Here is a 19,072-nt window from a genome sequence, read left to right as displayed (position 1 = left end):
ATATTACTCTTTAAACATTAAGATATAACGTACCATCGTCTCCGCATCATCCTGATTAATCTGCGGGTGCGCAGGCATCGGAACCTCGCCCCAGTTGCCGTAATTCCCATTAATGATGTTAGCGGCCAGCATTTCTACATTTTCATCCGTAGCCTCATACTTTTCCGCCACATCCTTATAAGAAGGCCCGATTACTTTACGCACCGACATGTGGCAGGCCGTACAGCCATTAGCCTTTACTTTTTCACTGCCCGCCTTAAAAACAGGATCGTTTTTATAACGCTCTTCGGGGCTTTGCTTCACCTCCACTGCTTCCGTCGTGAGGGCCTCTCCCGAAGTCGTCTGCTCACCGCCACCACCGCAGGCAACCGCCATAAGAAATAGGCCGGAAGCGATCACGGCCACATACATGCTTTTCATCTTCATCATCTTTTCTATTCTATATTATGTATTATTCTCTCCTAAAATCTGGGCGTTAAAGGCAGCATCTGCTCCCGCCGAAGCGAAATCATCGAAAGCTTTTTCCGTCACCCGAATCAGATGCTCCTCGATAAAGCGGGCCCCTTCTATAGCACCTTGCTCGGGATGCTTAAGGGCACACTCCCATTCTAAAACTGCCCAGCCGCTAAAATCATACTGCGCAAGTTTACTGAAAATCTGCTTGAAATCCACCTGCCCGTCCCCTAAAGAACGAAATCTACCGGCACGCTCCACCCAGTTTTGGTAGCCACCATAAACGCCCTGTTTGCCCGAAGGGCGGAACTCAGCATCTTTTACATGGAACATCTTGATGCGCTCATGATAAAAATCGATGAACTGCACATAGTCCATGCACTGAAGCAAAAAGTGACTCGGATCATACAAAATGTTCGCTCGCGTATGCCCTTTCACTTCAGCTAAAAAGCGCTCGAATGTGACGCCATCATGCAGATCCTCTCCGGGGTGAAGCTCATAGCAGAGATCCACACCTGCTGCATCAAAGGCATCTAATATCGGCAGCCAGCGTGCCGCTAAAGCCTGAAAGCCCTGCTCCACCAGTCCCGCCGGACGCTGAGGCCAAGGATAGACGGTATGCCACATCAGCGCACCACTAAATGTAGCATGAGCCTGTAAACCTAAATTTGCGGACGCTTTCGCGGCCAGAAGTAACTGCTCCTTCGCCCAGGCCTGTTTGCCTTTCAAGTCTCCCTTCAGCGCCGCAGGCGCAAAGGCATCAAACAACTGATTATAGACCGGACTCAGGGCCACTAACTGCCCCTGCAGGTGCGTGGAAAGCTCGGTAATCTGAAGTCCCGAAGCCTCCACCGTGCCCCGAAGCTCATCGGCATAGGTTTTACTCTCGGCTGCTAACTTTAGGTCCATAAGGCGTGGCTCCCAAGTAGGAATCTGCACCCCCTTATACCCTATTTCTGCCATCCACTGACAGATCGTATCTAAACGATTAAAGGGCGCCTGATCCCCTACGAATTGTGCCAGAAAAATTCCCGGCCCTCTTACATTTTTCATTCTACTGTATTCGGTTTAATCGGTTTGCTACTATACTAAACATTTTTATCCGCAAAAGGGTCTGCTTCTTATCACAAAATCGATCGAATTCCTGACCATCAGCCTTTTGAGGCCGATTTTGAATTTAAATCGATTGCAAAGCCTTTATAGGCCATTTTTTCTTCTTGACTCCTGTTTTTTTCTCCTTAACCCTCACACCGCTTACGGATTCTTTTCCCGAAAAAACGCCCTTTAAAATTTAAATTTAAGAGAAAAAGGCTGAATATTAAATGAAAAATTGATAGTTTGGTCTTACGATTCGCGTTTCTCGAAAACGTTTTAAACCTTTCTAACCGAAATAACGCATGCGTTCAGGAGTAAAATTTCAGCTTTCCTTTATGATGTTCTTGGAGTTCTTTATCTGGGGCTCCTGGTTCGTGACACTAGGTACTTTTTTAGGTACCAACTTACAAGCGACGGGCGCGCAGACCGCTGCAGCCTTTTCTTCTCAATCCTTAGGAGCCATCATCGCTCCCTTTATCATCGGGCTGATCGCAGACCGCTACTTTAACGCCGAACGAATCCTGGGCGTCCTCCATCTGGCAGGCGCTGGACTTATGTTTATGATGTTTAATGCAACCGATTTTAGCGGCTTTTATCCGTATGTGCTTGCCTATATGGTGCTTTTTATGCCCACCCTCGCCCTAGTAAACTCCGTTTCGTTTAACCAACTCAAGAGCCCTGAAAAGGAATTTGCTGCCATCCGAGTTTGGGGAACTATCGGCTGGGTAGTGGCCGGCGCTGCCATCAGTTATGTGTTCGCTTGGGACAGTAGCGCCAGCCTCGCCGGAGGACTCTTAAAAAACACCTTCCTCATGGCAGCCATCAGCTCTCTCATCTTAGGGCTCTTTAGCTTCACCCTCCCCGCCACACCTCCTAAGGCAAATAAAGACGAAAAGGTGAGCCTCGGCGGCCTGCTCGGGCTCGACGCGATAAAATTATTAAAAGACAGAAACTACGGCATTTTCTTCGTATCCTCTATCCTAATTTGTATCCCGCTGGCTTTCTACTACCAGCTAGCAAACCCCTTCTTAACGGAAATCGGCGTAGCAAACCCTACAGGCAAAATGACCATCGGACAGGTGTCTGAAGCGCTTTTCCTGCTCGCACTGCCTTTCTTCTTTAAGCGTTTTGGTTTTAAGGTGACCTTATTATTAGGTATGATCGCCTGGGTGCTCCGCTATGCACTCTTCGCCTTCGGAGATGCTGACGGCAAGTTCTATTACTTACTCATCGGCATCGCCCTACACGGCATCTGCTATGACTTCTTCTTCGTCTCTGGCCAGATTTACACCGATGCGAAAGCCGGTCCGAAAGTAAAATCAGCCGCTCAGGGCCTGATTACCTTAGCCACCTATGGCGTGGGGATGTTGATCGGTTTTGCCGTAGCCGGCAAAGTAGCCGACGCCTATCTTCTTTCCGAAAATACGCACGCATGGGAGTCCATCTGGCTTATTCCCGCAGGTATCGCAGCACTCGTGGTCCTTATCTTCCTGATCGCCTTTAAAGACGAGCGGAAAAAAGATCCGGAAATTCCAGTAAAAGCATGAAGCGCAGAACCTGGCTAAAAAATATTGGAATTAGCAGTCTCGCACTAGGCACTGCCTCCCTTCATGGCCTCGCAGGTGCAGGGCAGCACAGGGCACCCACTGCGAAAGACTCTCGCATACGTCACGCTTTCTGTAGCTGGCTATTCCCAGAGCTAAACCTGACCGAGCAGTGCGGCGTAGCGCAAAGGCTGGGCTTTCAAGCCATCGATCTGGTAGAGCCCGCTGGTTGGCCTACCCTTCAGGCGCATGGACTCGCTTGCAGCATGTGCAATGGAGCCGAAATCAGCCTAACTAAAGGTTTTGCGCAAGCAGAACTACACGAAGAGCTCTTTTCACGCTACGCTGCACTCATTCCACAGGTAGCCAAAGCAGGATTTACGAATTTAATCTGCTTTAGTGGCAACCAAGGGGACTTGAGCGATGCAGCATGCCTAGAAAACTGCGCTGCGGGCCTGAAACCTTTATTGCCGCTGGCAGAAGAATATGGCGTAGTCCTACATATGGAGCTATTAAATAGCCGTGTAGATCATCCCGACTACTGGGCCTCCACGAGTGCGAAAGGAATAGCGCTCTGTGAGACCCTGAACAGTGAGCACTTCAAGTTGCTTTTCGACATCTACCACATGCAGGTGATGGAAGGGGATTTGATTCGCAGCATACAAATGCACCATAAACATTTTGGGCACTACCATACAGCCGGGAACCCCGGACGTGGGGAGTTATCGAACAAACAGGAAATCCAGTATCCCGCCGTAATGGCCGCGATCATGGAGACAGGCTATACAGGATACATCGCGCATGAATTTATGCCGAAAAATCCGGACAAGCAGCAGGCACTGGCAGAGGCGATGGCTATCTGTGACAGTTACACCAAGTTATAACTATACTAACGCAATAAACTCAATTACATAAATGGCAGATCAAACGTATGATGCGATCGTCGTCGGCTCCGGTATCAGCGGTGGCTGGGCGGCAAAGGAACTCACAGAAAAAGGATTAAAAGTACTTTTATTAGAGCGTGGGCAAAATGTGGAACATGTTAAGGACTACAAGAACGCCAATCAGGCGCCTTGGGAAATCCCGCACAGGGGACGTAGGACGATCGAAATGCTGGAAAATCACCCGAATTTAAAGCGTGATTATGTCTTAAATGAACAAAATCTCGACTGGTGGGCACATGAAAAAGACTCCCCTTACGTGGAGAAAAAACCCTTTACCTGGTTTAGAGGCTATCAAGTGGGTGGACGCTCCCTCTTGTGGGGACGCCAAAGCTATCGCCTGGCAGATATCGACTTCGAGGCCAACTTAAAAGAAGGTATCGCCGTGGATTGGCCCCTGCGCTATAAGGATCTAGCCCCCTGGTACAGCTATGTAGAGCGCTTCGCTGGGATCTCCGGTAATCGGGATGGCTTAGACATCCTACCCGATGGAGAGTTTTTACCACCCATGGACCTAAACTGTGTCGAAAAAGAGGTAGCAGACCGAATTAAGGAAAAATGGAACGGAAAAAGACTCCTCACCATCGGACGCGTAGCGAACATCACACAGCCGCATGAAGGCCGCGTAAACTGCCAGTATAGAAATAAATGCTGGCTCGGCTGTCCCTTTGGAGGCTACTTCTCTACGCAGTCTTCCACCCTCCCCGCCGCCATGCGCACCGGCAACTTAACGCTCCGTCCCTGGTCGATCGTAACCAAACTGACCTACGATAAAGACACACAAAAGGCCACGGGCGTAGAAGTCTTAGACGCAGAAAACAACCAAACCTACACCTATAAAGCGAAGGTAATTTTTCTTTGTGCCTCCGCCTTTAACTCTACAGCTATCCTCATGCGTTCCGCTACAGATATCTGGCCAGAGGGTCTGGGCAGCAGCAGCGGAGAACTCGGCCATAATGTGATGGACCATCATTTCCGCGTGGGCGCGAATGGCACATACGATGGATTCGAAGACCGCTACTACTTTGGCCGCCGGCCAAATGGCATTTACATCCCACGCTTCCAAAATGTAGGAGACGATAAGCGAGACTATGTCCGTGGCTTCGGCTATCAGGGTGGCGCAAGCAGATCGGGCTGGAGCCGTAACGTGGCAGAAATTAACTTCGGAGCACCTCTAAAAGAAGCACTCACAGAGCCAGGACCCTGGAGCATGGGCATCACTGCCTTCGGAGAAATCCTTCCGTATCATGAGAATAAAATTACCCTCTCAAAGGATGTAACCGATAAATGGGGGCTTCCAGTCCTAGAAATGGATGCAGAGCTGAAGGAAAATGAAAAGCGCATGCGTAAAGATATGATGAGCGAAGCAGTAGCCATGCTGGAAGCTGCTGGCTTGAAAGATGTACGCGGCTTCGATGCAGGCTACACCCTAGGTCAGGGTATACACGAAATGGGTACGGCACGCATGGGACGTGACCCGAAAAGCTCTGTTTTGAATGGTAATAATCAAGTCTGGGATGCGAAAAACGTTTTCGTAACAGATGGAGCGTGTATGACATCTGGTGCTGCCCAAAACCCATCGCTTACCTACATGGCCTTGACAGCTCGCGCAGCAGAGTTCGCCGTGTCTGAATTAAAGAAAGGGAATCTATAAAATATCGATCATGGCAATCAACAGAAGAGACGCGTTAAAATCTATGGCCCTCCTGATGGGAGGCACGATGGTGGGGATGAATGCCTTGCTAACGGGGTGTAGCCCAGAGGAACAACTCAGCGGGCTAAATTTCAGCGATAAGGATATCGCATTTTTAGATGAACTAGGTGAGGCGATTATCCCTACTACCGATACTCCTGGCGCTAAGGCAGCCGAAATCGGTACTTTCATGGTCATGATGGTGAAAGATACTTATAATGCTGCTGAACAAGAAAAATTCACGAAGGGATTAAATGCATTGCGGGCTGACTTTAAGAAACAGCAAAATACTGATTTCATGGACGCCAGCACCGCGGATAAGACCGACTATTTAAATGCCCTACAAGCCCGCGCTGCAGAGGAAGAGGTTTTAGCGAGCTTCTTAGCGATGGCGAAGGACCTGACGGTTTTAGGATATTTCACCTCTGAAATCGGCGCTACACAAGCCTTGCGTTACATGGAGACGCCCGGAAAATACGACGGATGCATGGAATATGTGCCCGGTTATCGTGCATGGGCTTTATAAAAGTACGAAAAGGTATCTGATCATGTGATAGCTACCTTACCTAGGTGGCTATCCGTTTATAGCATCTAATTCAAAAAAAGAAACCCCTTAGAAGCAGTTGTACGCTTCTTAAGGGGTTTCTTTATACACTTAATCTACCCAATTCTTCGTGACGTAACGTGAGCTGTAAAGCAGGTAATATACCAGTACAAGTAGAAGAAACAGACCTGCCACCTCAAACTGAGCCCAGATCCGTGAACGGTTAATGATAACGCTAGCTTCTTTTACTAGACGCTGGCCTTCATCCAACTGGATTTCGGACAAACGTTCTAAATCCGTTAGCGCACGACGAATCGCTGCATTATAGATACGAACTTCCTCTGTGTTAACAGTATTCGTCTCTGTATTAAAAATACGCTCATAACGCTCTATACGTAGCTCATCTTCTACAATACGCTTAAAATCAGCCAATGCATCGGCCTCATTTAGGGTAAGAAGGGTGCGCTCGAACTGGTAAACACGCGCTAGAATCTCATCTTCCCGCTTTGCGATATCGCTTAAAATTTGCTCAGGATCCTCTACCACGTCACAGTGATTGATGGCCAACTTCACTTCATACAGCCGCTCGCTAATATCAAAAAGTAAGGACTCGGTAACTAAACGATCTTCGTACACTGAAGCGAAGGACTGCCCCAACGCCTCGAAATTTTTTCGCTCTAGATAATTTTTATACACAATGGCGAGCACGATAACCGATAAAACACTGGCTAACGTGAGCTTACTCCTAAATCCCTTGGTCATAATTGCGGTACGCTTATTGACTATAATTGAACACGCTAAGTTAAAGGAATACAAGGTAAATCCAAGAATTTTCTTTTGGATACTAATTTGGACACCAAGCCTTTAAACCTCTCGAAAAAAAGAATGGCTGCTCATGACCGTTTTAAAAAACAAAAGGGGACATCCGAAGACATCCCCTTGTGATCCCGCTGGGGCTCGAACCCAGGACCCTAACATTAAAAGTGTTATGCTCTACCAGCTGAGCTACGGAATCGAAAATTTTTACTACTCGTGATCCTGTCAGGACTCGAACCTGAAACCTACTGCTTAGAAGGCAGTTGCTCTATCCAGTTGAGCTACAGGACCCGCTTTCAAAAAGAAGTCGGGGTGGCAAGATTCGAACTTGCGACCTCCACATCCCAAATGTGGCGCGATAACCGGGCTACGCTACACCCCGATTCTGTTTGAGTCTGCAAAGGTAGAAAATACTCCTTGCATTCCAAACATTTTTGAAAGCTGTTTTGAAATTATTTTGTGATCCCGCTGGGGCTCGAACCCAGGACCCTAACATTAAAAGTGTTATGCTCTACCAGCTGAGCTACGGAATCAAAATGCCCTTAAACGTCTTTTAAAAGCGGTTAAATTATCGACTAAGACTTGGTTTTGATTAAATCTTTGCCGTAATTGGACTGCAAAAATAAGCGTAGTAATTGAAAATGCAAAACCTAAAGCCACTCTTTATTCTTTTTTTCCTGCTTTTTTTTAGCATCAACTCACAAAATGCTAATGCTCAGGAAATTACTATCAGCCTCGAGCAAGCAGACGCTTTCTTTGCTTCCCAAGACTATCAGGAAGCCATGGAAGTCTATGAAGTACTCTTACATGAACAGGGCAAATTCTCCCCCGCCATGCTACTCAAAATGGCCTTCATCGCAGAGGGACGTGGAGATTTGAGCGCAGGTTCTTATTATCTAGCGAAATACTACGCCCATAACAATTCCCCCAGAGTGGTCTCTAAAATTAAATTGATAAACGGCCAAGAAAACCTCCGCGGATTCTCCGTCAGCGATAAAGAACAGCTCATCTCCCTACTACTGCTCTATAAAGAGCCTCTTCTCGGCGCACTTAGCCTGCTCATGCTCGTGTTCCTCATCCTGGCACTGCTGAAGCCTGCCAGAGCCCGCGAAGCAGCATTCCCCGCCCTTGTCTTCTGCCTTCTAGCACTCGCCCTTAATAACGGCATCCAAGACCCTAAATACGCCCTTATAGACCGAATGCCCACCCTACTCATGGAAGGACCTTCCGGCGGCAGCCGATTAGTCGAAAAACTGGAAACAGGACACCGCGTGCAAGTAGTCGGGGAAACTGACAACTGGCTGCGCATACAGCTCGAAAATGAAAGTGGATACATCCGAAAATCCAGTCTTCGCATGCTCTAGCAACAGCCTAAACGAAACAATACCCCATATAGGGACAGAGTATCCAGGCACTACAACTAAAAATCCAAAGGATCTAAATGCTTAAAATGGCCATTTAGCTGAATACGCTGCCTGGCCTTCTCGGCTTCTCGTAAAACCGGCAAGACACGAAGCAGGTGCTCGCGTAAATAAGCGATGCGCTCTTCCTCATCACCCATTACAAGCAGAGCATATTCCTCATCTAAACTCAAGCCTAACTTATGGGCCACATCAAAACTACTCGTGGTCTTCGCCTCAAATGCTTTTTCATAGCCCATCAACCGAAAAAAATCTTGAATATAAGGGATCAATTGCTGCATCAAGTAAGGAATAACAACCAGCTGCTGCTCCCTAAAAACAACATCCCCGCCTGCATAAAGCTTGCCCGGAAGAGGATTAAAAAAATGCTGTATCTGGAACGTTCTGCCCGCACGACAACTAATATCCAAGCGTCCGTCCTCGTAACGCTTCTCTACCGAAACGAGCTCTAACAAAGTCCCTATCGGTAATAAACTATCCGAATACACACAAAGACCGAAACGCCCATCTCCTGCCTCTAAATCACCTACCAACTGCCGATATCTCGGCTCAAAAATATGCAGGTTCACTATCTCGCCAGGAAAGGCAACCAGCTTTAAAGGAAATAAAGGTAAACGCGATTCCATAGTTCTCCGGGTTTAGCAAAATTAACACCGTTTCATTCGGGTTGTTTTCACTCCAACAAAAAAAGCCGCGCAAACAGAGACCTACTCCTTAATCCCCCTCCTCCTCTTCATTAGCCTGCAGGTGGCGGAGAGCATCCTTCACGTGCACGATCTGGGAAGGACTCATATACAAGTCCCGGATCTTTTCCTTATACTCCTCACTAAAGTAAGGATTCGATAAAATATAATGCTTATTGGCTAAAATCTCCTCTCCTAATCCGCATCCGATCGCATAAGCATCTGCTGCCAGCTCCGCATCCACCATATGCCGCTGCGAAGTCATGTACTTTAGCCCGAAACGCATCATCCCGAAAGAACTCCTGTTTAAATAATCCATGATATGGCCCAGCTCGTGGCCAATCCAGCCCATCAGCACCTCTTTAGGGACGTCTTCTATAGGCATAAAACCATCTCCATCAGGTAAAAACCGCGTAAGCTTGACCTTATACTTTCGATTATCCTTACGATCTACGAATAAGCTCCCCAACTGAGGCTGTGCCTGCATCTTTGCCCCTCGGATGCTCTCTTTAAACTCAAAGCGAATAAACACCTCCTGTAGCTCAGGGAAAAAACGTAAGGTCTCTACCACCACTTCCCGTAGCTCTTCCGGAACCTCTTTATGCTGCAGCAGCACTTCTTCATCCTGTGCCAGGGCACAAAAGGACAAAAAACTAAAGGCGGCGGCGACCAAAGATCCAAGGAAACGAAAGCGTAAGGACATAATGAGGAACGATATATGTAGAAAAAACCAATGGCTTTTAGCTACTCTACTTTTCAATGTATTCTACCTAAACAAGCGTCTGCAAGACAAAAATGTTCCCTAAAAGAACATTCCATCGGCTCAAGCCCCTGCGGACAAGCTAAAAAAAACGCCCACAGACAGCTGTGGGCGATAGAAATTTGTTTATTTAGCGGCAATGTAGGCGAGAAGATCTACGACCTTATTCGAATACCCCCACTCGTTATCATACCAAGAAACTACTTTCACGAATGTGTCGCTCAACTGAATGCCAGCACCTGCATCGAAGATCGAAGTGCGCGCATCCCCGATGAAATCGTTCGATACCACCGCATCCTCGGTATACCCTAAAATACCACTTAAGGCACCCTCAGAAGCTTCCTTCATTTTAGCACAAATTTCCGCATAGGTCGTCGGCTTCTGTAAACGTACCGTTAAGTCAACCACTGACACGTTCGGAGTAGGTACACGGAATGCCATACCCGTCAGCTTACCATTCAACTCAGGAATCACCTTACCCACTGCTTTCGCAGCTCCTGTAGAGGATGGGATGATGTTCTGCCCCGCACCGCGGCCACCTCTCCAGTCTTTGGCTGAAGGGCCATCCACGGTCTTCTGCGTCGCAGTAGTAGCATGCACGGTGGTCATAAGGCCTTCCTCGATAATAAAGTTATCGTGAAGCACTTTCGCGATAGGTGCTAAACAGTTCGTCGTACAAGAAGCATTCGATACAAAATCCATATCTGGGGTGTACGTACCCTCATTTACTCCCATCACGATCATCGGCGTGTCATCCTTAGAAGGTGCCGACATAATCACCTTCTGAGCACCCGCCTCGATATGCCCCTTAGCAGACTCCTTGGTTAAAAATAAGCCCGTAGATTCTACGATATGCGTAGCGCCTACTGCACTCCAGTTTAAGTTGGCCGGACTCTTCTCAGCCGTCACGCGAATTTCACGTCCATTTACGATCAACTTCCCGTCCTGAACGTCTACCGTACCGTCGAATTTTCCATGAGTGGAATCGTATTTCAACATATACGCGATGTAGTCTACATCGATCAGGTCATTAATGGCCACGACTTCGATGTCTTCACGCTGCTCCGCCACGCGAAAAACCAATCTTCCGATTCTACCGAAACCGTTAATTCCTACTTTGATTGTGCTCATAATTAACTATAGATTTAAATTTTGGGTACACTCCTTTTTACTCGGATTTCCCTGCATACGTTTATGATTCAGTAAAAAATCCCTTATTTGTTTTTAAAATTACCACTTATTCGCCGTACTCCCAACAGATTCAATCATAATATGCAGCTGCTCACATAAAAAAATGTTCGTAAACGATTGCACATCCCTATCCCTCTCACCGCACGACAGATAAAATAAAAAAGACCATGCGGGTACATCCTGCATGGTCTTTCTCTTTTAATTTTCTTCCGCTATACGCGCCAGCAGCGCATTCCATGTCGCGCATGGACGCATCACCGCTTCCGCCTTGGCCGGATCAGGCCGATAATAGCCACCGATATCTACGCCCTCACCCTGCACCTCGCTGAGTTCGGTAATGATCTGCGCCTCTAAGCGGTCGAACTCGGCTACCACAGGGGTGAATTTGGCACGCAGTGCCGCATCTTCCTCCTGCTCCGCCAGAGCCTCTGCCCAATAATAGGCCAGATAAAAATGCGTACCTCTATTGTCTAGCTCCTTCACCTTGCGCGAAGGGGACTTATTCTCCTGCAGGTATTTGGCATTCGCCACATCCAGCGCCTTCCCTAAAGTGATCGCGCGCTGATTTTCGAAAACCTGCCCTAGATGCTCTAAAGAAACGGCTAGCGCCAAAAACTCTCCCAAAGAATCCCAGCGCAAGTGGTTCTCATACAGCAGCTGCTCCACATGCTTCGGCGCAGAACCGCCCGCTCCCGTCTCGAAAAGGCCGCCACCATTCATCAAAGGCACGATGGAAAGCATTTTGGCACTGGTGCCCACCTCTAAAATCGGGAATAAATCCGTCAGGTAATCCCGCAGCACATTGCCGGTCACGGAGATGGTATCCTTACCCTCGCGAATGCGCGCTAAGGAAAACTGCGTCGCCTCGGTAGGGGCTAAAATGTGCAGCTCCAAGCCCGTCGTATCATGCTCCTTCAGGTAGGCCTCCACCTTCGTGATCAACTCGCGATCATGTGCGCGGTCCTTATCTAGCCAGAAAACAGCTGGATCTCCTGTAGCACGCGCTCGGTTAACAGCTAATTTCACCCAATCGCGAATCGGCGCATCCTTCGTCTGACACATCCTCCAAATATCTCCTTCTTGCACCTCATGAGCGAAAAGCACCTCTCCCGCCGCATCGATTACGCGAATCGTGCCCGAAGCAGGCAGCTTGAAAGTTTTGTCATGGGAGCCATACTCCTCTGCCTTTTGGGCCATCAGCCCCACATTCGAAACCGAACCCATCGTCGCTGGATCGAAGGCCCCATGCTGCTTGCAGTCATCGATCGTGGCCTGATACACCCCCGCATAGGAGCGATCTGGAATAATCGCCACCGTATCCTGAAGGGCGTCATGCTTGTTCCACATCTGCCCCGAGCTGCGAATCATCGCCGGCATCGACGCATCGATAATCACATCATTCGGTACATGCAGGTTCGTAATGCCTTTATCCGAATTCACCATCGCTAGGTCTGGGCCTTCGGCCAAAGCCTCCGCAATCGCCTCTTCTACCTGCTGCTGCAGCTGAGCATCTAGCTTATGGAGCTTGGCCAGCACATCGCCGAAACCATTACTCGCATCCACACCGACAGCCGCTAACTCTTTTCCGAACCGTTCGAAAACCGGCGCGAAAAACACCTCTACCGCATGTCCGAAAATGAGGGGATCGGAAACCTTCATCATCGTCGCCTTCAAGTGCAAAGAAAATAAAATTCCCTGCTCCTTAGCTGCTGCTTTCTGCTCGGCAAGAAACTTACGTAGCGCCGCCACCTGCATAAATGAAGCGTCGATGACCTCACCTGCTTGCAACTTCAAGCCTGTTTTCAGCACATGCTTTTGGCCATCGGCCGCTTCTAACTCGATGCGCACCTCTGTCGCCTCTGTTAGGGTGTGCGACAGCTCACTACCATAAAAATCCCCCGCAGGCATGCTCGCTACATGACTCTTGGAGTCGGCCGACCACTTGCCCATGCGATGAGGATTGTTTTTAGCGTACTGCTTAACAGCGAAGGGCGCGCGACGATCTGAATTCCCTTCCCGAAGCACAGGGTTAACAGCACTGCCTTTTACCTTATCATAGCTGGCCTTTATCTGCTCTTCTGCTTCATTTTTCGGAAAGTCAGGATAATCCGGAAGCGCATACCCCTGCTGCTGCAGCTCGGTGATGGCTGCTTTTAGCTGGGGAAGGGAGGCACTGATATTCGGGAGTTTTACGATATTCGCCTCAGGGGTTTTCGCCACCTCGCCGAGCTCGGCCAGGTAATCCGGCACACGCTGCTCGGGCTTCAGAAAATCTGGAAACTGTGCCAGAATTCTCCCTGATAATGAGATATCGCGGGTCTCCACTGAGATTCCTGCCGCATCGGTGAACGCTTTCACTACGGGCAAAAACGAATACGTCGCCAGCGCAGGTGCTTCATCTGTTAATGTGTACAGGATTTTTGCGGTTTTTTTGGTCATTACACTAATGTTATGGGGTGGTTTCATGCACGAAACAGCCCTGTTTCGTGCCGATTAAACTCGTATTAAATACCTTAAAATTGCGCTAAGTTAGCTAAAATTCTTGAATTAAGCCCCCTCCCCCTTGGAGGGACCACCGAGCTGAAAAGCATCCGCATCCTGCCAGGCGGGAAACTTCACGCGAAAGCGCCGCAGCGCCTCTCGATCCAGGGTCACCCAGCCCGTGGAAGGCGCATCACCCAAAAATAGGAGCGAATCGCCCTTAAAATCATAGGCTGCCGAATGCCCCTGATACGGCACCTGATGGCCATCTTCACCCACGCGGTTGACCCCGATCGTATAGGCTAAATTCTCGATAGCGCGCGCCTGCAGTAAAATATCCCAGGCCGAGGTTCGCGCCTGGGGCCAGTTCGCCACATAAATGGCGACATCATACTCCATGCGATCTGCCAGCACCCGGTTTCGGGACCACACAGGAAAACGTAGATCATAACAGATTTGTGGCAGCAGCCGCCAGCCCTTCAGACGGAACACAGGCCGCTCTTCGCCAGCGCTGTAAAAAGCATCCTCCCCTGCCATGCGAAAGAGATGCCGCTTATCGTACTGCCGTATCTCCCCTTGGGGCGTGGCCCAAAGCAGCCGATTTACATATTTCAAGCCAGCTTTTACCACGATACTACCCGTCACTACGGCATCAAACTGCGCAGCCAGCATCAGCAGCCAGCGTGAAGTAGGCCCTCCGGGAACTTCCGCCACCTCCGCAGCATCCATCGTAAAGCCCGTCGTAAACATCTCCGGAAGCACAATGAGGTCTGCCCCTGCAGCATCCGCTTGCCACAGCTGCTCCTCTAGACGCGCCCGATTGGACTCCGGCGCTTTCCAGTAGAGATCCGCCTGTACCAGTAAGACACGTAGCTCCGGAGCTATAGCAGCATCAGCAGTATGATCTTGATCCTCCATACCTTATCGCGTCGGGTACACCATGCGGTAATCTGTGGGAACCTTACCCTTGCTGACCTCAATCAGGCGGCTCTGAATCATGCGCTTTTTCAAGCCCTTCAAGTAATCCACGAAAAGAATACCCTCTAAATGATCGTACTCATGCTGAATCACCCTGGCAGTCATGCCCGAAAACTCCTCCTCTACCAAGTTCCAGTTCTCATCGTAATACTCCAGCGTCAACTTTTCCGGACGAATAATCTCTGCGCGCACCTCCGGAATACTCAGACAGCCCTCCTCGAAACCGAAGGCATCTCCGTACTCATCCAGCAAAATCGGATTAATAAAGGCCCGGCGGATGCCCTTCTCCTCTTCCTCTTCATCCAGCATCAGCGTGCTGTCGATCACAAAAAGCCGGATCCCCTTGTTGATCTGCGGAGCCGCCAGTCCCACACCATGGGCATGATCCATCGTTTTATACATGTCTGCGATGAGTGCCTGAATGTCCTCCCCCTCAGGGATTTCTTCTGCCTCCCGCTTTAAAATCGGATTGCCGTAGGCGACGATTGGATATATCATATAGATGCTAAATAGCTTTGTAAAATAATAGTTGCACTGATCTTATCGAGATTTCCCGCTTTCTCTTTGCGGTCTCGCTTCTTAGACCCCATCTCTAGCATGGACTGCATGGCCATCTTCGATGTAAAACGCTCATCCACTAACTTCACCGGAATAGATGGGAATTTTTTCTCTAAGGTGACCTTCAGCTGCATGACCCGGGGAGTCATCTCATTTGCCCCCCCTTGTAAGTTGCGGGGCAGACCCAAAATAAAGGCCTCCACCGGCTCCCGTACCACATACTGCTCTAGATATACAAGCAGCTGATGCGTCGGCACCATTTCCAGTGGATTTGCGATAAGTTTTAACGGGTCTGTAACAGCCAGCCCCGTCCGTTTGGTTCCCAAATCTATGGCCAGTAACCTTCCCATGTCAGTTTGCTTTAATTTTTAGGTTTAAGATGCGCTCCACTTCCTTTTCTAATGCGGCCGCCTTTGGAAAAAGGAGTTCATCTTCTATTTTAGCATGCACCTGCAGCTTACGCTCGAACACCTGTAACTCTTCATACAGGACGCGTACCGCAAAGGGTACCTCCGCATCCACTGCATACCCACAGGTTAAGGAACGAATTCCCTGCATCTCATCATCATGCTGATCATGGACATCTAAATGGGTACTCACGCGACATTTTGACCAAACCTGCAAGGCTTGGTGTAGGGGTAGCTGCCCTTTCTCCAGTAGACTCAGATAACCTATTTTTAAAAATATCCCCTCTTCCTCTTCCTTTAAGTGATGAACAAAATCGTCCACAAATAACGGAAATAGCGTATTTAGATCGAGTAAAATGCTTTGATACTTTCCGGCATCCACTATGCCCGCGATCATCTGGCTAAGAAAGGGAAGGTCCTGACGGACAAACTGCCGATGGCGCGCCGTTAAATATTCTACCAAAACCTCGATAGGATGTAAATATAATTCATCAAAGGCCGGTTCCCGGCGATCCTGCGCCCACTGCTCCAGTGTATGCGTTAGCTGCTCCGGAGATACACGAAAAGTACGGCACACCTGCTGAAAGGTATGCTCCTCATGCCGAAAAAAATCAATCCCAAAATGATGCAGCACCGCCGCCATGAGGCGCTCTTCGCTCACAAGCTCTCGAATCGTCGTCGTAGGGTGTAGTCGCATCATGACACAAAATTAAAAATATTTAGCCACCGAAGACAGGGAAACTCATCTAAATTGATTTTTTTACGTTTATCAAAACGAAATAGCAATTCCATCTGTTAAGTATTATATTTGTTCTACATGATTTTCTAAAAAAGTTCAAGCGTGAGTAACAGTAAAAACAGCAACCATATCATTCGGCTACCGCTCTTCATCGGATTAGGGATAGCTGCTGGCATCTGGATAGGTGCTACCTTCCATGAGCCCGAAAAGTCAGAGAAAAATGACTTGAGAGCGGCTATATACAAACTACAAGAGATCATCACCTACATCAACAGAGATTATGTAGACAGTGTAAATACAAACGAGCTGGTCGAATATGGAATCGAAAAGATGCTCGAAAAGCTCGACCCGCACTCAAACTACATCCCCGCGCGTGATGCCAGTCTAGCCAAATCCCAACTGGACGGGGAGTTCGATGGCATCGGAGTGGAGTTCGGAATCCTCCGTGACACGATCTACGTGGTCGCACCGCTTACAGGTGGGCCCTCCGAAAAATTAGGCATTCAGTCTGGCGACCAAATCATCAAGGTGGATGACAAAACAGTGGCTGGAACGGGAATTACCAATCGTGATGTCTTCGACCTTTTGCGCGGACCGCGCGGAAGCGAAGTGCAGATCGAAATCAAACGTAAAAATCAGGCAGACCTCTTGCCGTTTACAATCAAACGGGACAAAATACCGCAGTATAGCATTAACGCTAAATATATGGTAGATAATGAGATCGGCTACATTAAAGTTACCCGTTTCGCTGCCACCACCTATGAGGAATTTAAAGAGGCTGTAAAATCCTTGAAAGAACAAGGTATGCAAAAGCTCATCTTAGACCTTCAGGGAAATCCCGGAGGCTACATGGGTGCCGCGATAAATATAGCAGATGAAATTCTCAGCGATAACGTGGTCATCGTATCCCAAAAAGGCAAGACTACACGCTTTAATCAAAAAGCTTACGCTGTCAAACCTGGATTATTCGAAGATGGTAGTGTAATTGTACTCATTAACGAAGGCTCAGCCTCCGCATCAGAAATCGTGGCGGGCGCTATTCAAGATAACGACCGCGGCCTAATCGTAGGAAGAAGATCCTTCGGTAAAGGGCTTGTCCAAATGCCGATCGACCTATCCGACGGCGCCGAACTTCGATTGACGATCGCTCGCTATTACACTCCTTCTGGTCGCTCCATCCAAAAACCCTATGGAGAAGACAAAGACTATAGCATGGACTGGCTCGACCGCTATGAACATGGAGAATTCTTCAGTGCTGATAGTATAAAATTTAACGATAGCCTAAAATACGAAACACGATCCGGACGGGTCGTCTATGGAGGGGGTGGCATCATGCCTGACTTCTTCGTGCCTTTCGATACTACGATGGCAAGCGCCTATGTGAATCGCCTGTTTAACTCTGATTCCTCCCGTGAATTCATACTGGACTACTTAGAGAAAAATAAGAGCAAATTTAAAGACATGCCTTTTGAAGACTACTACGCTTCTTTCGAGGTGTCTGATGCGATGCTGCAAGAGGTAGTTAAAGTAGGCGAAAGAAACAAGGTTAAATTTGACGAAAAAGATTTCAATCGCTCGAAGGACTACTTGAAAATTCTGCTAAAAGCGCATATGAGCCGTAACATCTACGATGAAAATGCTTTTTATAAAGTCATTAACGATATAAACGAGGTGTATCAGCAGGCCTTAAATCTTTTCGGAGAAGCCGATAAAGTGGCCTCTCGTAAGCCTGGAGATCTTGACACGAAAAGTGAGTAAGGTCTGAAAACATCCCGAAAAGCAGCTTGAGATTCAAGCTGCTTTTTTTTAGGGCTAAAAAATCGATTGCTGGCTAAAAAAATTGGACAAACGCTGATTTTTTGGTTTCTTGACATATGAAAACCATGCTACCTCTGCTTTTCGCCTTCTTGATTCCCTTTCTTACGCAAGCCCAAACGCAAATGCAAGCAACAACCCCGCGAGCAGCCGCCCAAATCGACCATATCGCCATCCTGGTGGAAGACCTAAACGAGAGTCTCCACTTCTACCAAAAGGTGTTTGGCTTCCCGAGACTGGAAGACCCCTTTCGTGATAATGTACACGCCTGGCTGGGCATCGGACATGGCCTTTCCCTTCATCTAATAGAGGACAGCTGGACATCGCCCACCATCGATAAAAACAACCACCTCTGCTTTGCTGTAAGCGACCTGAAAGGCTTTATCGACAATTTAAACAGCTTAGAAATTCACTATGAGGATTGGCCAGGGGCCAAAATGAGCATCACCCCCCGCCCAGATGGGGTCCAACAAATTTATCTACAAGACCCGAATGGCTACTGGATAGAGGTAAACGATTCGCTGCGCCCTTAAAAAGTAGTGGCGCAGTAGGCAAATAAAAAAGAGCGTCATAGAGAACGCTCTTTTCACATTTTGGAGTTTCGATAAGACTGAAAAACAGCTTAAACAGCAACTTATAACTTAAGCTGCTTCGTCTTCCATACCCTCTTCAGCCTCTTCTAGGATTTCTTCGCCCTCTTCCATGAGCTCTTCCATACCCTCTTCAGCATCTTCGAGCATTTCTTCCATTTGATCTTCCGCATCATCCGCTTCTTTCTCTTCGCAAGAAGTGAAGGCGATAGCAAAGAAGAAAGCAAAAGCCAGACTTAACGCTGATAATGATTTTAATTTCGTAAACATAGCTTGGTTGTTTATTTAGTTGTGAATAGATGTAAAATAAGTGTTGAAAACCACTCATTATTCTGACAAAGATACGAGCGATTTCTTTAAGCC

The 19,072-nt window shown here is 48.2% G+C and carries 19 protein-coding genes and 4 tRNA genes; 7 read left to right on the top strand and 16 right to left on the bottom strand.

Going from position 1 to position 19,072, the window contains the following annotated elements; all coding sequences use genetic code 11:
• Positions 1 to 3: 3 nt before the first annotated feature.
• The gene (locus ACXIT9_RS09635) at positions 4 to 429 is read right to left on the bottom strand and encodes a c-type cytochrome (protein ID WP_458056015.1); all 426 of its coding nucleotides are present in this window, start codon (positions 427 to 429) and stop codon (positions 4 to 6) included.
• Positions 430 to 444: 15 nt separating this feature from the next.
• Entirely contained in the window at positions 445 to 1,506 is a 1,062-nt protein-coding gene (locus ACXIT9_RS09630; protein WP_458056014.1) for a sugar phosphate isomerase/epimerase family protein, read from the bottom strand.
• 344 nt (positions 1,507 to 1,850) lie between these two features.
• On the opposite strand from ACXIT9_RS09630, the gene ACXIT9_RS09625 reads away from it, so the two are divergent.
• The 4 genes from ACXIT9_RS09625 to ACXIT9_RS09610 are packed head-to-tail and all read left to right on the top strand — an operon-like array spanning position 1,851 to position 6,252.
• Positions 1,851 to 3,095 carry a nucleoside permease gene (locus tag ACXIT9_RS09625; protein ID WP_458056013.1) on the top strand — a complete coding sequence of 415 codons (1,245 nt, stop codon included), beginning with the start codon at positions 1,851 to 1,853 and terminating at the stop codon, positions 3,093 to 3,095.
• Positions 3,092 to 3,976, top strand: coding sequence for a hydroxypyruvate isomerase family protein (locus ACXIT9_RS09620; RefSeq protein ID WP_458056012.1), 885 nt, complete (start codon positions 3,092 to 3,094; stop codon positions 3,974 to 3,976). Before ACXIT9_RS09625 ends, ACXIT9_RS09620 begins: the two co-directional genes overlap by 4 nt.
• Before the next feature lie 31 nt (positions 3,977 to 4,007).
• Entirely contained in the window at positions 4,008 to 5,687 is a 1,680-nt protein-coding gene (locus tag ACXIT9_RS09615; protein ID WP_458056011.1) for a GMC oxidoreductase, read from the top strand.
• Between the two features lie 10 nt (positions 5,688 to 5,697).
• Positions 5,698 to 6,252, top strand: a complete 555-nt coding sequence (locus ACXIT9_RS09610; protein WP_458056010.1) for a gluconate 2-dehydrogenase subunit 3 family protein — start codon at positions 5,698 to 5,700, stop codon at positions 6,250 to 6,252.
• 129 nt (positions 6,253 to 6,381) lie between these two features.
• On the opposite strand, the gene ACXIT9_RS09605 is transcribed toward ACXIT9_RS09610, so the two are convergent.
• From ACXIT9_RS09605 to ACXIT9_RS09585, 5 genes are all read right to left on the bottom strand, one after another.
• Complete coding sequence (locus ACXIT9_RS09605) at positions 6,382 to 7,032, bottom strand: MCP four helix bundle domain-containing protein (protein ID WP_458056009.1); 651 nt, start codon at positions 7,030 to 7,032, stop codon at positions 6,382 to 6,384.
• 180 nt (positions 7,033 to 7,212) lie between these two features.
• Positions 7,213 to 7,285 (bottom strand) — tRNA-Lys (locus ACXIT9_RS09600).
• Positions 7,286 to 7,303: 18 nt separating this feature from the next.
• Positions 7,304 to 7,377: transfer RNA gene (locus ACXIT9_RS09595), tRNA-Arg, on the bottom strand.
• A 16-nt stretch (positions 7,378 to 7,393) separates the two neighbouring features.
• Positions 7,394 to 7,468 (bottom strand) — tRNA-Pro (locus tag ACXIT9_RS09590).
• A gap of 78 nt (positions 7,469 to 7,546) precedes the next feature.
• Positions 7,547 to 7,619 (bottom strand) — tRNA-Lys (locus tag ACXIT9_RS09585).
• 108 nt (positions 7,620 to 7,727) lie between these two features.
• Between ACXIT9_RS09585 and ACXIT9_RS09580 the strand changes: the two genes are divergently transcribed.
• Positions 7,728 to 8,450: an SH3 domain-containing protein gene (locus ACXIT9_RS09580; RefSeq protein ID WP_458056008.1), complete on the top strand. Its 723-nt coding sequence runs from the start codon at positions 7,728 to 7,730 to the stop codon at positions 8,448 to 8,450.
• Between the two features lie 56 nt (positions 8,451 to 8,506).
• Here ACXIT9_RS09580 and ACXIT9_RS09575 read toward each other — a convergent pair whose 3' ends face one another.
• The 8 genes from ACXIT9_RS09575 to ACXIT9_RS09540 all read right to left on the bottom strand — a co-directional run bounded on the left by ACXIT9_RS09575 (position 8,507) and on the right by ACXIT9_RS09540 (position 16,265).
• Positions 8,507 to 9,133, bottom strand: a complete 627-nt coding sequence (locus ACXIT9_RS09575) for an LON peptidase substrate-binding domain-containing protein (protein ID WP_458056007.1) — start codon at positions 9,131 to 9,133, stop codon at positions 8,507 to 8,509.
• 88 nt (positions 9,134 to 9,221) lie between these two features.
• Positions 9,222 to 9,893 carry a hypothetical protein gene (locus tag ACXIT9_RS09570; protein WP_458056006.1) on the bottom strand — a complete coding sequence of 224 codons (672 nt, stop codon included), beginning with the start codon at positions 9,891 to 9,893 and terminating at the stop codon, positions 9,222 to 9,224.
• Positions 9,894 to 10,076: 183 nt separating this feature from the next.
• Positions 10,077 to 11,081 carry a type I glyceraldehyde-3-phosphate dehydrogenase gene (gap, locus tag ACXIT9_RS09565; protein ID WP_458056005.1) on the bottom strand — a complete coding sequence of 335 codons (1,005 nt, stop codon included), beginning with the start codon at positions 11,079 to 11,081 and terminating at the stop codon, positions 10,077 to 10,079.
• A gap of 258 nt (positions 11,082 to 11,339) precedes the next feature.
• Positions 11,340 to 13,580, bottom strand: coding sequence for an NADP-dependent isocitrate dehydrogenase (locus ACXIT9_RS09560; RefSeq protein WP_458056004.1), 2,241 nt, complete (start codon positions 13,578 to 13,580; stop codon positions 11,340 to 11,342).
• 108 nt (positions 13,581 to 13,688) lie between these two features.
• On the bottom strand, positions 13,689 to 14,540 hold the full coding sequence (locus ACXIT9_RS09555; protein ID WP_458056003.1) for an amidohydrolase: 852 nt from the start codon (positions 14,538 to 14,540) through the stop codon (positions 13,689 to 13,691).
• Between the two features lie 3 nt (positions 14,541 to 14,543).
• Positions 14,544 to 15,098, bottom strand: a complete 555-nt coding sequence (gene def / locus ACXIT9_RS09550; RefSeq protein WP_458056002.1) for a peptide deformylase — start codon at positions 15,096 to 15,098, stop codon at positions 14,544 to 14,546.
• Positions 15,095 to 15,508, bottom strand: coding sequence for a Holliday junction resolvase RuvX (ruvX, locus tag ACXIT9_RS09545; RefSeq protein WP_458056001.1), 414 nt, complete (start codon positions 15,506 to 15,508; stop codon positions 15,095 to 15,097). Before ruvX ends, def begins: the two co-directional genes overlap by 4 nt.
• Position 15,509: 1 nt before the next feature.
• Positions 15,510 to 16,265 carry a hemerythrin domain-containing protein gene (locus ACXIT9_RS09540; RefSeq protein WP_458056000.1) on the bottom strand — a complete coding sequence of 252 codons (756 nt, stop codon included), beginning with the start codon at positions 16,263 to 16,265 and terminating at the stop codon, positions 15,510 to 15,512.
• 141 nt (positions 16,266 to 16,406) lie between these two features.
• On the opposite strand from ACXIT9_RS09540, the gene ACXIT9_RS09535 reads away from it, so the two are divergent.
• Together ACXIT9_RS09535 and ACXIT9_RS09530 are read left to right on the top strand one after the other, a co-directional pair.
• Positions 16,407 to 18,062 carry a S41 family peptidase gene (locus tag ACXIT9_RS09535; protein ID WP_458055999.1) on the top strand — a complete coding sequence of 552 codons (1,656 nt, stop codon included), beginning with the start codon at positions 16,407 to 16,409 and terminating at the stop codon, positions 18,060 to 18,062.
• A 182-nt stretch (positions 18,063 to 18,244) separates the two neighbouring features.
• The gene (locus ACXIT9_RS09530) at positions 18,245 to 18,652 is read left to right on the top strand and encodes a VOC family protein (protein ID WP_458055998.1); all 408 of its coding nucleotides are present in this window, start codon (positions 18,245 to 18,247) and stop codon (positions 18,650 to 18,652) included.
• Positions 18,653 to 18,760: 108 nt separating this feature from the next.
• Here ACXIT9_RS09530 and ACXIT9_RS09525 read toward each other — a convergent pair whose 3' ends face one another.
• Positions 18,761 to 18,979 carry a hypothetical protein gene (locus ACXIT9_RS09525; RefSeq protein ID WP_458055997.1) on the bottom strand — a complete coding sequence of 73 codons (219 nt, stop codon included), beginning with the start codon at positions 18,977 to 18,979 and terminating at the stop codon, positions 18,761 to 18,763.
• Between the last annotated feature and the right edge of the window lie 93 nt (positions 18,980 to 19,072).

This window comes from Nitritalea sp. (assembly GCF_054166705.1).
This window is presented reverse-complemented; position numbering and strand designations above follow the sequence as displayed.

What these genes read in the sequence shown, in the direction of transcription:
- ACXIT9_RS09635 (WP_458056015.1), bottom strand. Translation starts at nt 429, where the DNA reads ATGATGAAGATGAAAAGCATGTATGTGGCCGTGATCGCTTCCGGCCTA.
- ACXIT9_RS09630 (WP_458056014.1), bottom strand. Translation starts at nt 1,506, where the DNA reads ATGAAAAATGTAAGAGGGCCGGGAATTTTTCTGGCACAATTCGTAGGG.
- ACXIT9_RS09625 (WP_458056013.1), top strand. Translation starts at nt 1,851, where the DNA reads ATGCGTTCAGGAGTAAAATTTCAGCTTTCCTTTATGATGTTCTTGGAG.
- ACXIT9_RS09620 (WP_458056012.1), top strand. Translation starts at nt 3,092, where the DNA reads ATGAAGCGCAGAACCTGGCTAAAAAATATTGGAATTAGCAGTCTCGCA.
- ACXIT9_RS09615 (WP_458056011.1), top strand. Translation starts at nt 4,008, where the DNA reads ATGGCAGATCAAACGTATGATGCGATCGTCGTCGGCTCCGGTATCAGC.
- ACXIT9_RS09610 (WP_458056010.1), top strand. Translation starts at nt 5,698, where the DNA reads ATGGCAATCAACAGAAGAGACGCGTTAAAATCTATGGCCCTCCTGATG.
- ACXIT9_RS09605 (WP_458056009.1), bottom strand. Translation starts at nt 7,032, where the DNA reads ATGACCAAGGGATTTAGGAGTAAGCTCACGTTAGCCAGTGTTTTATCG.
- ACXIT9_RS09580 (WP_458056008.1), top strand. Translation starts at nt 7,728, where the DNA reads ATGCAAAACCTAAAGCCACTCTTTATTCTTTTTTTCCTGCTTTTTTTT.
- ACXIT9_RS09575 (WP_458056007.1), bottom strand. Translation starts at nt 9,133, where the DNA reads ATGGAATCGCGTTTACCTTTATTTCCTTTAAAGCTGGTTGCCTTTCCT.
- ACXIT9_RS09570 (WP_458056006.1), bottom strand. Translation starts at nt 9,893, where the DNA reads ATGTCCTTACGCTTTCGTTTCCTTGGATCTTTGGTCGCCGCCGCCTTT.
- gap (WP_458056005.1), bottom strand. Translation starts at nt 11,081, where the DNA reads ATGAGCACAATCAAAGTAGGAATTAACGGTTTCGGTAGAATCGGAAGA.
- ACXIT9_RS09560 (WP_458056004.1), bottom strand. Translation starts at nt 13,580, where the DNA reads ATGACCAAAAAAACCGCAAAAATCCTGTACACATTAACAGATGAAGCA.
- ACXIT9_RS09555 (WP_458056003.1), bottom strand. Translation starts at nt 14,540, where the DNA reads ATGGAGGATCAAGATCATACTGCTGATGCTGCTATAGCTCCGGAGCTA.
- def (WP_458056002.1), bottom strand. Translation starts at nt 15,098, where the DNA reads ATGATATATCCAATCGTCGCCTACGGCAATCCGATTTTAAAGCGGGAG.
- ruvX (WP_458056001.1), bottom strand. Translation starts at nt 15,508, where the DNA reads ATGGGAAGGTTACTGGCCATAGATTTGGGAACCAAACGGACGGGGCTG.
- ACXIT9_RS09540 (WP_458056000.1), bottom strand. Translation starts at nt 16,265, where the DNA reads ATGATGCGACTACACCCTACGACGACGATTCGAGAGCTTGTGAGCGAA.
- ACXIT9_RS09530 (WP_458055998.1), top strand. Translation starts at nt 18,245, where the DNA reads ATGCAAGCAACAACCCCGCGAGCAGCCGCCCAAATCGACCATATCGCC.
- ACXIT9_RS09525 (WP_458055997.1), bottom strand. Translation starts at nt 18,979, where the DNA reads ATGTTTACGAAATTAAAATCATTATCAGCGTTAAGTCTGGCTTTTGCT.